This is a genomic window from Acinetobacter sp. WCHAc060025 (assembly GCF_004209355.1).
In the GTDB taxonomy this organism is placed as follows: domain Bacteria; phylum Pseudomonadota; class Gammaproteobacteria; order Pseudomonadales; family Moraxellaceae; genus Acinetobacter; species Acinetobacter wuhouensis.
This window is the reverse complement of sequence record NZ_SGSX01000011.1, coordinates 15,794-30,799: the sequence shown is the minus strand read 5'-3', so window position 1 is coordinate 30,799 and position 15,006 is coordinate 15,794. Positions and strand designations below refer to the sequence as shown.

The 15,006-nt window shown below is 39.1% G+C and carries 17 protein-coding genes; 14 read left to right on the top strand and 3 right to left on the bottom strand.

What is annotated here, in order from left to right:
* Positions 1-52: 52 nt before the first annotated feature.
* From EXE09_RS10615 to EXE09_RS10600, 4 genes are all read left to right on the top strand, one after another.
* Positions 53-1,486 (top strand): C13 family peptidase, encoded by a 1,434-nt coding sequence (locus EXE09_RS10615; protein ID WP_068974007.1) that lies wholly within the window; start codon positions 53-55, stop codon positions 1,484-1,486.
* A 214-nt stretch (positions 1,487-1,700) separates the two neighbouring features.
* Positions 1,701-2,537, top strand: coding sequence for an S-formylglutathione hydrolase (fghA, locus tag EXE09_RS10610; RefSeq protein WP_130117255.1), 837 nt, complete (start codon positions 1,701-1,703; stop codon positions 2,535-2,537).
* Positions 2,538-2,692: 155 nt separating this feature from the next.
* Complete coding sequence (locus tag EXE09_RS10605; protein WP_130117254.1) at positions 2,693-3,793, top strand: YjgN family protein; 1,101 nt, start codon at positions 2,693-2,695, stop codon at positions 3,791-3,793.
* A gap of 19 nt (positions 3,794-3,812) precedes the next feature.
* Positions 3,813-4,931 (top strand): M48 family metallopeptidase, encoded by a 1,119-nt coding sequence (locus EXE09_RS10600; protein ID WP_130117330.1) that lies wholly within the window; start codon positions 3,813-3,815, stop codon positions 4,929-4,931.
* A gap of 51 nt (positions 4,932-4,982) precedes the next feature.
* Here the strand turns inward: EXE09_RS10600 and EXE09_RS10595 are convergent, their stop codons facing one another.
* On the bottom strand, positions 4,983-5,261 hold the full coding sequence (locus EXE09_RS10595) for a DUF2218 domain-containing protein (RefSeq protein ID WP_068974878.1): 279 nt from the start codon (positions 5,259-5,261) through the stop codon (positions 4,983-4,985).
* A 189-nt stretch (positions 5,262-5,450) separates the two neighbouring features.
* On the opposite strand from EXE09_RS10595, the gene rpe reads away from it, so the two are divergent.
* The 9 genes from rpe to EXE09_RS10550 all read left to right on the top strand — a co-directional run bounded on the left by rpe (position 5,451) and on the right by EXE09_RS10550 (position 12,406).
* Positions 5,451-6,137: a ribulose-phosphate 3-epimerase gene (gene rpe, locus EXE09_RS10590; RefSeq protein WP_130117253.1), complete on the top strand. Its 687-nt coding sequence runs from the start codon at positions 5,451-5,453 to the stop codon at positions 6,135-6,137.
* A gap of 425 nt (positions 6,138-6,562) precedes the next feature.
* Positions 6,563-7,054, top strand: a complete 492-nt coding sequence (locus EXE09_RS10585) for a hypothetical protein (RefSeq protein WP_228257199.1) — start codon at positions 6,563-6,565, stop codon at positions 7,052-7,054.
* A 54-nt stretch (positions 7,055-7,108) separates the two neighbouring features.
* The gene (locus EXE09_RS10580; RefSeq protein ID WP_130117252.1) at positions 7,109-8,944 is read left to right on the top strand and encodes a copper resistance system multicopper oxidase; all 1,836 of its coding nucleotides are present in this window, start codon (positions 7,109-7,111) and stop codon (positions 8,942-8,944) included.
* Complete coding sequence (locus tag EXE09_RS10575; protein ID WP_130117251.1) at positions 8,931-9,290, top strand: hypothetical protein; 360 nt, start codon at positions 8,931-8,933, stop codon at positions 9,288-9,290. Before EXE09_RS10580 ends, EXE09_RS10575 begins: the two co-directional genes overlap by 14 nt.
* On the top strand, positions 9,277-10,248 hold the full coding sequence (locus EXE09_RS10570; protein WP_130117250.1) for a copper resistance protein B: 972 nt from the start codon (positions 9,277-9,279) through the stop codon (positions 10,246-10,248). Before EXE09_RS10575 ends, EXE09_RS10570 begins: the two co-directional genes overlap by 14 nt.
* A gap of 237 nt (positions 10,249-10,485) precedes the next feature.
* Entirely contained in the window at positions 10,486-10,803 is a 318-nt protein-coding gene (gene sugE / locus EXE09_RS10565) for a quaternary ammonium compound efflux SMR transporter SugE (protein ID WP_087553691.1), read from the top strand.
* Between the two features lie 76 nt (positions 10,804-10,879).
* Positions 10,880-11,197: a quaternary ammonium compound efflux SMR transporter SugE gene (sugE, locus tag EXE09_RS10560; RefSeq protein ID WP_130117249.1), complete on the top strand. Its 318-nt coding sequence runs from the start codon at positions 10,880-10,882 to the stop codon at positions 11,195-11,197.
* A gap of 25 nt (positions 11,198-11,222) precedes the next feature.
* A complete protein-coding gene (locus EXE09_RS10555; protein WP_130117248.1) occupies positions 11,223-11,705 on the top strand; it encodes a methylated-DNA--[protein]-cysteine S-methyltransferase in 483 nt (160 codons plus the stop codon).
* A 35-nt stretch (positions 11,706-11,740) separates the two neighbouring features.
* Positions 11,741-12,406 (top strand): nuclease-related domain-containing protein, encoded by a 666-nt coding sequence (locus EXE09_RS10550; RefSeq protein WP_130117247.1) that lies wholly within the window; start codon positions 11,741-11,743, stop codon positions 12,404-12,406.
* Positions 12,407-12,439: 33 nt separating this feature from the next.
* On the opposite strand, the gene EXE09_RS10545 is transcribed toward EXE09_RS10550, so the two are convergent.
* Together EXE09_RS10545 and EXE09_RS10540 are read right to left on the bottom strand one after the other, a co-directional pair.
* On the bottom strand, positions 12,440-12,904 hold the full coding sequence (locus EXE09_RS10545) for a hypothetical protein (RefSeq protein WP_130117246.1): 465 nt from the start codon (positions 12,902-12,904) through the stop codon (positions 12,440-12,442).
* Positions 12,905-13,468: 564 nt separating this feature from the next.
* Positions 13,469-14,236, bottom strand: a complete 768-nt coding sequence (locus tag EXE09_RS10540; RefSeq protein WP_130117245.1) for a hydroxymethylpyrimidine/phosphomethylpyrimidine kinase — start codon at positions 14,234-14,236, stop codon at positions 13,469-13,471.
* A 101-nt stretch (positions 14,237-14,337) separates the two neighbouring features.
* Between EXE09_RS10540 and EXE09_RS10535 the strand changes: the two genes are divergently transcribed.
* The gene (locus tag EXE09_RS10535; RefSeq protein ID WP_130117244.1) at positions 14,338-14,982 is read left to right on the top strand and encodes an HAD-IA family hydrolase; all 645 of its coding nucleotides are present in this window, start codon (positions 14,338-14,340) and stop codon (positions 14,980-14,982) included.
* The last annotated feature ends 24 nt before the right edge of the window (positions 14,983-15,006 follow it).

Sequence of the window (15,006 nt, the reverse complement as noted above, 5' to 3'; positions counted from 1 at the left end):
CCAAGCCTAAACTAGTTAGGCTGATTGAAGCCACCGCCTTAACAGAATCTTTATGATAGACCTCAAACCCTCAATTAACTTCTGGCATGATTTAAAAAGTAACCAACGTGCAGGATTGTGGTTATTTCTAGGGTCGCGAAAGTCTTTACAAATTGTTCGACCGTCTATTCTCCAATTAATTTTTTGGGGACTGTTGGGTGGCTGTGCCAACACTTTATTCAGTTGGTTGGTCGCAGGGGATGGTGGTGTTTTCAACCGTCAAGGTTTGGTCAGTTATGCGCTGTGGCCATTTATTGCGTTGATTGTTGGGATCTTCTTATCTCAACGAACCAATAATCCGCGTTTGATGTTAGTACCAGCTTTGTTATGGTTAGTACTTGATACCCACATCATGCTGTTTCAATGTCTGATCCAATATCTCGGTGATCAAGACCTCTTACCTAATTTTCTTTATAGCTTTATTCCTATACTGTTTGTTGTCTTGTTTGTTTGGCAAAGCCTTGCAGTGGTTTGGGTTTTTGCACGTGAATTACAATGGCCGTGGTGGGAGCGTGCACTCATTCTTGTGGCGACATTCTTTACTTTATCTGTTTGGCAAGTGTCGATTAAAGAACAGCCGATTTGGAAAGTTGAAGAAGTTCCGCCAAGTATTACTGAAAACGCATTTTATGCCCAAGCGCCTTTACTCAATAAAGCGTTGGAACAAGTTCAATTTGGAGAATTTGCGCAGACCCATTGGTATTTCTTAGGTGTTGCGGGGGCAAGTTATCAAGATGTGTTTAAATTTGAAATTGATCGAATTAAAGAACAATTTGATACGCGTTTCGGTACTTTTGGGCGTTCTCTTGAATTGGTGAATAACCCTGAAAGTATTGATAAGACACCAATTGCATCTAAGACCAGTATTGATCTTGCCTTACGTCGTATTGGTCAGCAAATGAATCGTGAGAGTGATGTGTTATTTTTATATATGACATCACATGGTTTGCCGAATCGTTTTGAGTTGGAAAATGAACCGATTGATTTAGATGATGTTGATCCGAAATGGCTAAGAGATGCTTTAGATAAATCAGGCATTCGTTGGAAAGTGATTGTGATTTCTGCATGCTACTCAGGTAGTTTTGTATCCGCATTACAATCTCCAGATACCTTGATCATTACAGCATCAGCCGCAGATCGTGCATCATTTGGTTGTTCAAATGAAGCGGATTATACTTATTTCGGTCGAGCTTTCTTTGATCAAGCAATGCGCGAACAAAGTACTTTAAAAGGTGCATTCCAAGAAGCTTCTGAAACTGTAGCAAAATGGGAAAGTGCGCAAGGTTTTGATCCTTCAGAACCACAATGGGTGATTGGTAAAAATATGGAAATGATGTTGCCTCAGTTGGAACAGCGTCTATTTCCGCAACAAGGTGTTGTGACCACCGCCCAATCTCAAAATATAAAGTTAGACGCTCCGCAGAATCAGCTTGTGAAGGCACCATAATTTAAAATGTGTGCTGAAATGAGGATCACATTGATCTGGAGAGCTTGCAGTCATTTTTGTTATGTTTTACTTATATCGAAATTTAACCTTTATCTTTTAATATCGATCTAAAGTTGTTATGCACTGTTGTCATGAAATTTAGATCTATGATCGTACTGAGAATAGATCATAGGATCATGATTGAAAAAAAATCTATTGAGGGAATAATCAAGACATGGAACTTTTGAGTAAAAATATCTGTTTTGACGGCGAACAACGTATTTACCAATTACAGTCCACTCATTTAAAAGGGCTTACTAAATTTTCAGCGTATATTCCGCCTCAAGCTTTAAAAGGGCAAAAATGCCCTGCGCTATTTTATTTAGCAGGTTTAACCTGTACCGAAGAAACATTTATTATCAAAGCGCATGCGCAGCGTTTGGCTTCTCAATTGGGTCTGATTTTAATTGCGCCAGATACTTCACCGCGTGGTGAAAATGTGGCTCAAGGTGATTCTTGGGACTTAGGACAAGGTGCAGGTTTTTATCTCAATGCAACACAAGCACCGTGGGCTGAACATTTCCAAATGGAAAGCTTTATCACCAATGAATTATATCCTTTAGTGATTAAAGCGCTTGCTATTCAATCTGATGCGATTGGTATATTTGGACATAGTATGGGCGGTCATGGTGCTTTGACTTTGGCTTGGAAATATCCAAATTTATTTAAATCTGTTTCAGCCTTTGCCCCAATTTGTGCGCCAAGTGATTGTCCATGGGGTGAAAAAGCGTTTTCAAATTACCTTGGAAATGATCAGTCTGAATGGGCACAACATGATGCAACACAATTGCTTTTATCCAAAGGACAGTTGTTTGATGAAGTATTGATTGATCAGGGGATTCAAGATCAATTTTATAGCCAATTGCATCCTGAAAAGTATCAACAAGCTTGTGATAAAGTGGGGCAAAAATTAACCTTGCGATTCCATGAAGGTTATGATCATGGTTATTATTTTATTCAGAGCTTTATTGATGACCATTTGCAATTTCATGCTTTGCAACTCACCAAATAATTGATTCATTTTTAGAAAATAAATAAATGAGCAAAAAACAAATTCAGTTTGCTTTTTGCTCTATTTCTTTCAACATAAAAAAACGATAAACTGACTGAGTTAATTTTTAATATATCACTTTAATTTGAATCAAATAATTGAATAAAGAGAATAAAATGCAAGATCAGATTCCACCACCTTTTCCAGATCAGCCGAATACTACGCTGATTACACCGCCAGAAAGTCCAACAGCATCATTACACCAACCAATTGTTCGTCGTTTTAGATTTCATGGCGATGCGATGGAATATTTTGGCATTTGGATTGTGAATATCCTGCTGACGATTATTACCTTAAGTCTTTATGCCCCATGGGCAAAAGTACGTCGCTTACGTTATTTTTATGGTAATACAGAATTTTCTCGTAGACGCTTCGATTTTACAGGAATACCCACTAAGATTTTGGTTGGGCGTCTGATTGCACTTGGGATTTATGCTGCTTTCTCTGTGTCATCCCAGTATTCAATGGTCGCAACGGTTGTTGGTTTTATCGTTTTATATGCGGCTGTGCCGTGGTTGATCCGTGCAACTTTACGTTTTACCGCAAGAAATAGTAAGTTTGGTAATAGTCGTTTTTATTTTGGCGGAACAACCAAAGAGTCTTATAAGATTTTTATTTTAAGTATTCTGCTCTATATTTTTACCTTGGGTATATTTACACCTGTCGCGATTTGGATGTATAAAAAATACTATCTCAATCATCTCTATGCGGGACAATTAGAATTTAAATTACATGCAGATTGGTCAGCGTATATGGCAGCTGTATATGTCCCTATTTTTATGGCGATTGGAATTCTCATTGCCTTTTCAATTGTATTTTTTGGCATCATCGGTTCGATCGTTGGGTTTTCGCCAAACTTCTTTATGTTCGGTTTCTTTGGTGCGTACATAATCATTGGATTGTTTGTCTATCCTTTAATCTCTGCGCGTATTTTTATTACCACTTGGAACAATACCACTGTTGGTAACAGCCAATTTAAAACAGACTGTAATCAATGGCGCTATGCTTGGATTGTGGCTACAAATTGGATTGCTAAAATATTTACCATTGGCTTAATGTCGGCATGGGCGGCGGTTCGTATTCATCGTTATCAAGTTGAATCAATGAGCTTAACGTTGTATGACGATCCAGATCAAATGATGAATTTAGCGCAACAAGAGCAAAGTGCACTTGCCGAAGAAATTAGTGACATTTTCGATATTGATGTGTCTTTATAAAAGAATGAGTTAAATCATGATGTCGCGATCAATTGATGTAATTTTTTATGATGGTGTGGTATCAAAACCATATCATGCGCAACTTTCAGCACAATCTGAAACAGAGGTTGTGCTGCGTTATGGTGAGCGTTTAGAGCTCCAGAAGCGCTATGCATATAACGATATGACCTTGATCGGTGCTTTGGGGAAGCTCAATCCCATTATCGAACTGAATGATGATGCCCGTATCGAGTTTCAAGGTGAGTTACCTGAATGGTTTAATTTAGGTACGAAGAATGTTCATCATTCCATTTGGAAATTAGAACGCTCTCCCTCGTTAATTATATTCAGTGTTATTTTTGTCATCGCTTTTGTCATTGGATTGGTTAAGTGGGGTGTTCCTACCGCATCGCATTATGTGGCATTTCAATTGCCTGAAAATAGCATGAAGAAGTTAGGTGACGAGGCGGAAGAATATGTCCTCAACAATTGGACAGCACCAAGTACTTTAGCGAAAGGTCAAAAGGATCTAATTACTCAGCAGTATCTAACGACCATAGCCGAGGGTAAGCCTGCAAAACTAGTTTTCCGTGAAGGTAGCCATTTAGGTGCAAATGCTGTTGCATTGCCAAACAATACCATTATTGTGACAGATGAATTGATTGCAATGGCACATAGTGATCAAGAAATTCTCGGTGTTTTGGCACATGAGCAAGGGCATTTGATTCAACGACACAGCCTACAACAGGGCTTAACCAGCTTAGGATTGAGTGTGTTGTATATCGCGATGACAGGGGATAGTTCAGATTTATTCACCTCTTTACCGATGGCAATGGTCGGTGCTAATTATTCACGCAAGTTTGAGTCAGAAGCAGATATGTATGCTTTAAAATTAATGGATCGTAAGGGGATCGAAGTTTCTCATTTCGCTAATTTTTTACAGCGCTTAAGTGATGAAACTGAAGCGGCTGAAAAATCGGATGGAAAAGATAAAGCGAATAAAGCCGATCAAAAATCTGCTGCAAGTACGCCATCTGCGCAGAATGAAACTGATGAAAAACATTCTTCTTTAGAGATTTTTGAAGCTTTATCGTCACATCCTGCGACTGCTGAACGGATTCAGATGGTACGTGATTTTGAAAAACAGCAAAAAAAGTAACCTGATTTTAAAGGTTATTTTTGATTCCAAAGGATAACATCAAGCGAAGTCTTAAGCTTGATGTTGCCACTCCACCGTGAATTCTTGCTGTGCCATTCGATTTAAATGTTCAATAATCACATGCTGTAAATGAGCATCATCTTCTTGTGAGGTCTCTAATTCGACAATAAGACGATCTATGTGTGGACGTAAAATCACAGTCGCATCGGGCATGAAAATACTGAATTTTTCATCTGTTTCAGCCACTTCAAATTTGTGTTTCCAATGATTCAATAAACGTTTGGCAACGCGTTTTGCATCATCAGTTTGAATAGTAGTATTGCTTTTCATTCTCATTTACTCCTGAGCCCACTTAAAACTAGCAAAAAAACATGGCTCAGGCTGTTATTTAAATAGAACGCTTCGTTGCATTATTGCAATGCCAATCATGGCTTGGACGATTTATCGCAGGCTTTCAGCAAAGTTCAGCCAGAAATTTGCTATAATTGAGAAAACCCATATTTCAAGCCAGGTTGATCCATGTCCAAGCCATTTTTAATTGCACCCTCTATTTTATCTGCTGATTTTGCTCGTTTGGGTGAAGAAGTTGACAATGTATTAGCTGCAGGCGCAGATGTTGTGCATTTTGATGTGATGGATAATCACTATGTACCGAACTTAACTTTTGGTGCTGGTATATGTAAAGCTTTGAAAAAATATGGCATTCAAGCGCCAATTGATGTGCATCTTATGGTTTCACCTGTAGATCGTATGATCGGTGACTTCCTAGAAGCAGGTGCGGATATTATTACTTTCCATCCTGAAGCAACACATCATATCGATCGTTCTTTGCAATTGATCAAAGATGGTGGCGCGAAAGCAGGTTTAGTATTTAACCCTGCAACACCTTTGCATTATTTAGACTATGTTTTAGACAAAGTTGATCAAGTACTGTTGATGAGTGTGAACCCTGGTTTTGGTGGGCAAAAATTCATTCCTAGCACTTTGGATAAATTACGCCAGGCACGTAAAATCATTGATGCCTCAGGTCGTGATATTCGTTTGGAAGTCGATGGTGGCGTAACACCGGCCAATATCCGTGAAATTGCAGAAGCGGGTGCAGATATGTTTGTGGCAGGTTCAGCGATTTTCGGTAAGCCTGATTATAAAGCGGTGATTGATGAGATGCGTGCTGAATTGGCATTGGCAGGTTCACAGAAGGCTTAGACTTTTACACAATAATATGGATAAAATTGTGGATAAGTTTGAAGATAACTATATGGATAACTGTGTAGATAAGCTTGCTGATAAATTGTTTATGATTTAAGCAAAATAAGATCAATTGCTTATGACTTATACAAAATAAGTTTAAAAAGAGTCCAAACGGGCTCTTTTTTTAATTTAAATATCAAGAAAATTGCTGTTTTATTTTTAATCTGTATTTTACAAACATGCTGTTTGATTATTAGGCGCCAAATACTGACAGGATAAGCGGTTGATGATTTTTCATTGGCATAATTTACTTTATAACTGATTTCGTTTGGATACAGTTTTAGACTTTTAAATACGTATTGAATGGCTTTACGCGATTTGCCACTCCTCAAATTATTGGGTATGCTAAAACAAGTTAATTCTCACTTGATTGATGGATCATGTTCACACAACTCTGCAAACAGGCTTGGTTTGTTTGTCTTATGGTATTTGCCATAGGGTGGAGTGGTGTGTCTGTAGCTTCTGTAAAAACCATGCAGATCAGTATGCAAATGCAACATCAAGAGATGCAACTGAATCAAACTCAAAATCTGCAAAATACAAGCCATGCAATGCTGATGCAAAACATGTCAGTACAGGATATGAAGCAGCATTGTGCAGATCTGGAAGCGCAGAATCAGCAGAACGATGACTCTTCACAGAATTTAACGGATTGTCATAATCAACTGATTCAATCTCAGCACATACAACATGCGGATTGTCAAAACTGTGCTTTATTCTCCTGTCAGTCCTCAATTGTCTGGTTCAATACTGACATTCCAAAATTGAGTGTTCCGCAAGATCATCTCGAACAAAATTCTCTACAAATTCATTACCAAGCACAGCATCTCGCAGGGCATTGGCAAGAAATTCTACGTCCTCCTAAAGCTTAACCAATTTCCCGAAGCATTATTTTTTTAAATAAATTCAGAAATTAAGGTTGAGTTATGTCTATTCAATTTTCAAAAGGCATCGTGGTTGCGATAGCTTTATTCTCGTCTACTTGGGGCTTTGCAGCAGTCAAGGAATATCATCTGACCATTGATGAAGGAATGGTCAATGTCACAGGTAAATCTCTAAAACGTATTACTGTAAATGGTCAGTTTCCTGCGCCTTTACTCGAATTTGAGGAAGGTGATGATGCAGTCATTCATGTACATAACAATTTAAAAAATCAGGATTCTTCAATTCATTGGCACGGTCTGTTATTACCTGGCTTGATGGATGGCGTACCAGGCTTTAACGGTTTTAATGGCATTAAACCGAAAGGCGATTTTGTCTATAAATTCAAAGTGCGTCAAAGCGGAACTTACTGGTATCACGCCCATTCCAAAGGTCAGGAACAGGACGGTTTATACGGTGCTTTGGTGATTTATCCAAAGGACAAGAAACCACTTGCTGAGCATGAAAAAACTGAGCGTGACTATGTAGTGATGCTGTCGGATTTCCATGAAAAAACCAGTGACCAGATTCAAAAAGACCTGAAAATTTCCGCTGAATATTATCAGGATCAGCGTGAAACATTGGGCGATGTATGGAAACAGGTGAAACGTGATGGTTTAAAAGCCACTTGGTCTGATCGCAAAATGTGGAATCAGATGCGTATGTTAAAAACTGACATGTCTGATGTTACGGGTTATACCTTCCTGATCAATGGTAAAACGCCTGAGCAGAACTGGGCAGGTATGTTTAAGCCGAATGAAAAAATGCGTCTACGTTTTATCAATGCCTCTGCAATGTCGTTCTTTGATGTGCGCATTCCGAACCTGAAAATGACAGTGGTCGGTGCAGATGGTCAACCTGTGAAACCTGTACCTGTGGATGAGTTCCGTATTGGTACAGCAGAAACCTACGATGTCGTGGTTGAGCCGAAGACAGGGCATTATCAGATCGAAGCCGAGTCGATTGACCGTTCAGGTTTTGCGATTGGCACATTGTACAATGAATTGACACCGCAATCGCATGGTATTCACATGCCACAAGCACGCCCTCGTGCCATTTTAACCATGGATGATATGGGGCATGGTGGTGAGCATGCAGGTATGGATCATTCAAAGATGAATCATGGTGCGATGCAAGGCATGGATCACTCGACTATGCATCAGGAAGCAGGTAATCATGCGAATACGCAAACTGCTGATCACGCCACAATGGATCATTCACAACATCAAATGCCTGCAGCAAAAACAGCGAAAAAGTCAGATACAGTTGTAGAAGGTTGGGCAAATGCTGCAACGCCACAAGGTGATAAAGCCCTGCAGTACAGTGATTTAAAATCATTAACCCCACAGTCTGATACCCGTGAAGCGACAAGTGAATTGGTTGTTCGTTTGGGCGGTACGATGGAACGTTATATTTGGACAATTAATGGTAAAAAATTCAGCGATGCAGAGCCATTAAAAGTGAAATATGGCGAGCGTATCCGAATCAAATTTATCAATGACAGTATGATGGCGCATCCGATGCATTTACATGGCATGTTTATGCAACTGGAAAATGGTCAACCTGCGGTGGATATGCCGAACAAACACACCATCGTTGTGCCACCTGCAAAAACCGTGACGGCACTACTCACTGCGGATGAATTGGGTGAATGGGCGATTCACTGTCATCTGCTGTATCACATGAGCGCAGGTATGATGAATAAACTGATCGTTGCCAATGTTTCAGAGGGTGAAACGACCACGACACCAATTCAAAAAAATGCTTCAAATAGCCAAACAAGTAATGCAGATAAAAACAGCAATGCAGTACAGCAAGGAGATCAACATGCACATCACTAAGTTATTTTCAAAAGCTGTATTGCTAAGTTCGGTATTTTTAATCAGTGCCTGGACGATGGCACATGAAGGACATACACATGATATGCAACAGCAACATGCTGAACATCAGCAAATGTCTAACCATCAAATGTCAAATCAGCAAATGCCACAAGGTCATGCGATGAGTCATGCAACCATGTCAGAAGCAGAATGTACACAGCATCATCAAGGTGAGCATGCGCATATGAACCATGCTGAACATTCAGCGCACTGCCAAACAGCTCAACCTAAAAATCAAGCGGATCAAAAAGGCTCAACTGATTCGAAAAACCAAGACTTAAAAGGAGATAATCATGCACATCACTAAGTTATTTCCAAAAACAGTATTGGCAACTTTGTTATTTTTAGTCAGTGCTTGGGCTGTGGCACATGAGGGGCATCATTCAGATCCATCGACTGAAACCCAAACGACAGCGATGCCTGAAATGGATCATTCCAAAATGAACCATTCACAGATGAGCCATTCACAGATGAATCATGAAAATATGAATCACGCATCTATGAATCATGGCGCAATGGATCATTCACAACATCAGCAACAGCAAAATACAGTTTCAGCTACAGATCACACTGCCCATCAAGGGCATGATCATCGCAAAGAACATGGCGCGCAGATCTATGCGATAACCACCGTGGATAACAAATGGTTGCTGAATGAAGATGGCGAGGGTGCTTTAAAATCTGAAATTGAAACCCGCATCGGGACAGATGAAAACAAGATTTTCCTGAAAGCACATATCGATAAGCATGAATCACACGATGCTGAATATGACTTTAAAATGCTCTACAGTCGTATGATTTCGGACTTTTGGGATGTGCAGATCGGTGCACGCTATCGTGTGGAAAAAGTTGAACGTGATCAGCGCAGTACTGATACCGAAGAAAAGCTGGATGGTGTGATTGGCTTGCATGGTATGGCACCATATTTCTTTGAAACAGATGCTTATCTCTATGTAGGTGAGGACAATTATTCAGGCTTTAGTCTGGAAACTGAACGTGATTTATTGCTGATGCAGAAGTTGATTTTTCAACCGTATTTGAATGTCGATGTCGTATTTTCAGACGAGTCTAAATATGCCAAAAAATCAGGTCTGAGTGGCGTGACAGCAGGTATTGAAACCCGTTATGAGATCAGTAAAAAAGTCATGCCGTATATTGATATTGCTTATGAATATTCAAAAGGTAATGATGCAACGCCGTGGCAAGTGGAAAGCGATTCTGAAAAGGGTTGGCTTTATGGTGCAGGGGTCAGGTTTAAGTTTTAAACCCGAACTTTGATGTTTTAAATAATGAACTATTTTAGGGCTTTTATCATTAAAGCCCTAATTTTTATAGGTGTATTTTGGGTCAAGTTTTGTAAATCATGCCCAAATATGTCGCAAAATAAGTTAGTATTTAATCATTCAGCGGAGGAACGACCTCCCTTAGTGCTTTATTTCTAAAAACTGCACCAAGAAAAATCGTCAGGACGACCTGACTCTAATTAAAATTTGGAGGTCGTCATGGCTTGGATCGTTCTTATTTTTGCAGGTGTCTTTGAAATCGTTTGGGCATATACCATGAAAATGTCCGAGGGTTTCACTAAGCTCACACCGAGCATTATCACCATATTTTTCATGATCTTAAGCTTCGGTCTTTTAGCGTATGCGATGAAGACATTGCCATTGGGGACTGCCTATACCATCTGGACGGGAATCGGCGCGATTGGTTCATTTTTGGTCGGGATCTTTGTTTTAGGCGAACCAACCTCTGCCATGCGTATGCTTGCTGCGGTTCTGATCATTTCAGGTCTGGTATTGATGAAACTCTCATCTTCATAAGTTTAAATGTTAATTAATTTTGGACAGTAAGGTTGAATTATTCGCCTTACTGTTTTTCGTATGTAAGGAATAAATTATGGCTTGGGCATTATTGATCGTTGCAGGTTTGTTGGAAGTGGTTTGGGCATACTGCATGAAAGTGTCTGATGGTTTCAGCAAACTGACACCAAGTATTTTGACCATTATTTTTATGATCGCAAGTTTTGCATTATTGTCCTATGCCATGAAAACATTGCCACTCGGCACAGCATATACCGTATGGACAGGCATTGGTGCGATTGGGTCATTTGCAGTCGGGATATTTTTCTTAGGTGAGCCTGCATCTGCAATGCGTATGTTGGCTGCGGTTTTAATCATTTCTGGGTTAATATTGATGAAACTCTCATCATCTTAATATGAATTTTTTTAAGGAGAAGTCGATGAAACTGTCTTTTATGAAAATGGCTTCTCCTGTTGGTCAGCTTAAGCTTGTGGCGACTGAAACTGCTTTGGTCGCTGTGCTTTGGGAAAATGAAAATCCCAATCGTGTTCGTTTGGCAGAGTTGATTGAAAATACACAACATTCAGTTTTGCTCGAAACGCAAAGGCAGTTGAATGAATATTTTGCAGGGCAACGTCAGGTTTTTGATTTGCCTTTAGATTTTGAGGGCACTGAGTTTCAGCAAAAAGTTTGGCAAGCGTTGTTGACCATTCCTTTTGGTGAAACCCGTAGTTATAAACAGATTGCAGAACAGGTTGGTAATGTCAAAGCGGTTCGTGCGGTGGGTGCTGCCAATGGTAAAAATCCGATCTCGATCATTGCGCCGTGTCATCGGGTTGTTGGTGCAAATGGCAAGTTAGTGGGTTTTGCAGGTGGCTTGGAAAATAAGGATATTCTTTTAAAAATTGAGAAATTACAATAAAATATAATTACTTATTGATAATATTAAAATTTTAAATGAATACATCACAAATCTTAGCGCCACTATTTTCACAATTGTGGTGGATGATTCCGTTATTCTTGATTATTGGAGCAATCAAAGCATTTAAACCTTTTTTAAAAGGGAAAATGGGCGAGTTTGCTGTCAGCGCACATGTGAAATTGTATCTGGATAAAGTGAAATACACGTTGCTGAATGACTGTACTTTGCCAGATGAACAAAATCAGACCACACAAATCGACCATATTTTACTGAGTCCGTATGGTATTTTTGTGGTTGAAACCAAGAATTACAAAGGTTGGATTTTTGGTGGTGAGCGTCAGAAAACATGGACACAGAAAATTTATAAAAATTCTTATAAATTCCAAAATCCATTGCATCAAAACTATAAACATCAAAAGGTTTTAGAAAATATTTTGGCTGATATTGTTGATCCTGCGTTGATTCATTCAGTCGTGGTTTTTATGCCTGATTGTGAGTTTAAAACACAAATGCCGAGCAATATTTTTCGTGGCGCAGCTTGGACAGATTATGTCAAAGGCTTTCAAGAAGAAGTGATTCCATCAACAAAACTGAAACGTATTCAGCTCAGAATCGAAAAAGAAGTGTTGGAAAAGTCTTGGAAAACCAATCGTCAGCATGTACAGAATTTGAAAGACAGTCATGCAGATAAAACCGTTTGATTAAAACTAGCTTAGAGATTAAGAAGCTACTTCTTAATCAAGCAAATATTTGACTTTGTCCAATGACGTGGTCTTTTGCTTTTTCAACTCTTTATCTGCAAACTCATAAATACTTTTTTCATGATTCAGCACATATTCAAAAAACATCTGAGTATCCTGATCTGCATGTTTGCATAAGCGTTCAAAGGCTTGCATAAAAGGTTGTGTGCCATCTTTGAGTAAAAACATCGCCAATTTCCACGGCATTTTAGCCAATGCAAAACCTGTAGCACTACCTTGAGTTTTGATATGTAAACGAGATGTGGCTTTTAAGTTATTCTGTTTTAAAAATGCCTGAAAGCGCTCAAGGGTTTGAGTTTCTAAAGCTGCCAAAGCCAACCATTTTTGCTTATGTTCATCTAATTTCGAATGTTTGGCAGCAGTAAGAAAAACAGCTTCACCAAAGATTTCAGACTCTAATAGTTTATTCAGATCATCTTGATATTGTGGGTAATTCATCAGTCATTCCTTTCCATTTATTTTAATCTTAACTTTGTCTTTGCAACTTTTTATTCGCTGTGATCAGCTTTGAATCGTGGATAAAAATATTTTAGAGTAATTACTCTAATTTTGAAAGTGTTATGAGACAAATAGCGAAAGATGAGGGGGCTTTGATTTTTGTATTTGTATAAGTGATTGAAAAATTAATAACTGATGTTACGCACATTCAAATGTAAAGCATCATATTAAACTGTTTTGAAGTTTACTTGACGGGGTCTTGCATCAAAAGTTTTGATTTAGGGATTAGCCTTCGGCTCGACCTACTTTTTTTTCGGAAAAAGTAGGCAAAACCATTGTCATCCGCAAAACTCGTCGGTGACCATCTTTTGATTGATATATCGCAGAAACGTTAACTTACAGATGTAGTCCTGCCTCAAACACGTTGCGGATGACGTTATCGCGTATCTACTTTTATCGAGGTGTAATTTTCAATTTTGATATTACTACGTAACATCAGTTAATAATGAAAGCTCCTTCTCCCTTTGGGAGAAGGTTGGGATGAGGGATTAAAAGCAATTCAACTCAAAACCGCTTTGGAATTTTTTGACCACCTTCCACAGGTGTTTCCGCTTTTTTTAATACACCAAATAACCACGCTTCTGCATGATTCACAGCAACAGCTAATGAATCACCCAAAGCTAATCGACCTGCAATAAAACTTGCCAATGAACAGCCTGAACCGTGATATTCACCCTCTAAACGCGGGCATTTGGTTTCGGAAACCATTTCACCATTCACATAAAGTGCATTGCGGATATAGTCAGGAGTATCTTCATGTCCACCTTTAACTAAAACTGCTTTAGCACCCATTGTAAACAGTTTTTCTGTGGCTTTATCAAGATCTTGTTCACCTGTTAACGCACGAAGTTCAACCGTATTTGGCGTGAGTACGGTTGCCAAAGGAATCAGTTCTACAAAGGCTTTTACAAGCGTCTCTTGATTGCCCAATGAACCGCCACTATTGGCAACTAAAACAGGATCAAGCACATAGAGATAATCTGAATGTTCACGTAAAAACTCAGCCAAGGCTGCAATATTATCGGTAGTCCCTAACATGCCTGATTTGATCGCTTTAATCGGTAAATCTTTCACCACAGCATTGGCTTGTGCAAGGAGTAATTCTTTAGAAGTTGCTTCAAAACCAAAAACTTGTTGCGAGTTTTGAACAGTGAGGGCAGTACAAGCGATGGCTGCATGTGCGCCACTTTGACCAATGGCTTCAATATCTGCTTGCAAACCTGCGCCACCTGATGGATCAAGACCTGAAAAACACAATACAGTAGGGCGCACGATGATGTCCTTAAATTCACAAATTTGAGTTAGTATAGGCAACTTTAGCAAAACTCTCGACTGTAATTTTGCATCACTCGCATTTAGTAAAAGGTAAATCTGTGCTTAAAAATATTTTGATTGATTTAGACGGAACTTTGACCGATCCAAAAGAGGGGATTACCACCTCTGCACGTTATGGACTGAATAAAGTGGGTCATCCGATTCCTGACAGTGAAAATATTGACTGGATTATTGGCCCTCCATTAAAAGCGTCTTTGGCAAAATTGTTGAATGTCGATGTGAATGATGATTTGGCAGAACAAGCTTTGTTGGGTTATCGTGAGCGTTTTGCAGTAACAGGTTTGTATGAAAACCATGTGTTTGATGATGTCGCTTCGACATTGGAATCATTGAAAAATAAAGGTTATCGTCTATTTTTAGCCACGGCTAAACCCGAAATCTATGCACGTCAAATTTTGGATCATTTTGATTTACTCAAATACTTCGACTATCCCTACGGCAGTGAACTGACGGGTGAGCGTACCAATAAGGGCGAACTTATTACTTATATTTTAGAGAAAGAACAGTTAAACCCTGTAGAGTGTTTGATGGTCGGTGACCGTGAGCATGATATTTTTGGCGCACGTAAAAATGGCATTGAAACCATTGCCGTTGAATATGGCTATGGTTCAAAAGAAGAACTGGATGAAGCACAGCCGAAAGCGAGAATTGCTAAGTTTTCTGATTTGTTGAGTTTGGTTTGATGTTTTGTGAGAATAGACGAATCT

What these genes read in the sequence shown, in the direction of transcription:
- EXE09_RS10615 (WP_068974007.1), top strand. Translation starts at nt 53, where the DNA reads ATGATAGACCTCAAACCCTCAATTAACTTCTGGCATGATTTAAAAAGT.
- rpe (WP_130117253.1), top strand. Translation starts at nt 5,451, where the DNA reads ATGTCCAAGCCATTTTTAATTGCACCCTCTATTTTATCTGCTGATTTT.
- EXE09_RS10580 (WP_130117252.1), top strand. Translation starts at nt 7,109, where the DNA reads ATGTCTATTCAATTTTCAAAAGGCATCGTGGTTGCGATAGCTTTATTC.
- EXE09_RS10555 (WP_130117248.1), top strand. Translation starts at nt 11,223, where the DNA reads ATGAAACTGTCTTTTATGAAAATGGCTTCTCCTGTTGGTCAGCTTAAG.
- EXE09_RS10575 (WP_130117251.1), top strand. Translation starts at nt 8,931, where the DNA reads ATGCACATCACTAAGTTATTTTCAAAAGCTGTATTGCTAAGTTCGGTA.
- EXE09_RS10545 (WP_130117246.1), bottom strand. Translation starts at nt 12,904, where the DNA reads ATGAATTACCCACAATATCAAGATGATCTGAATAAACTATTAGAGTCT.
- EXE09_RS10595 (WP_068974878.1), bottom strand. Translation starts at nt 5,261, where the DNA reads ATGAAAAGCAATACTACTATTCAAACTGATGATGCAAAACGCGTTGCC.
- EXE09_RS10605 (WP_130117254.1), top strand. Translation starts at nt 2,693, where the DNA reads ATGCAAGATCAGATTCCACCACCTTTTCCAGATCAGCCGAATACTACG.
- EXE09_RS10585 (WP_228257199.1), top strand. Translation starts at nt 6,563, where the DNA reads ATGTTCACACAACTCTGCAAACAGGCTTGGTTTGTTTGTCTTATGGTA.
- EXE09_RS10570 (WP_130117250.1), top strand. Translation starts at nt 9,277, where the DNA reads ATGCACATCACTAAGTTATTTCCAAAAACAGTATTGGCAACTTTGTTA.
- EXE09_RS10550 (WP_130117247.1), top strand. Translation starts at nt 11,741, where the DNA reads ATGAATACATCACAAATCTTAGCGCCACTATTTTCACAATTGTGGTGG.
- sugE (WP_130117249.1), top strand. Translation starts at nt 10,880, where the DNA reads ATGGCTTGGGCATTATTGATCGTTGCAGGTTTGTTGGAAGTGGTTTGG.
- sugE (WP_087553691.1), top strand. Translation starts at nt 10,486, where the DNA reads ATGGCTTGGATCGTTCTTATTTTTGCAGGTGTCTTTGAAATCGTTTGG.
- EXE09_RS10600 (WP_130117330.1), top strand. Translation starts at nt 3,813, where the DNA reads ATGTCGCGATCAATTGATGTAATTTTTTATGATGGTGTGGTATCAAAA.
- fghA (WP_130117255.1), top strand. Translation starts at nt 1,701, where the DNA reads ATGGAACTTTTGAGTAAAAATATCTGTTTTGACGGCGAACAACGTATT.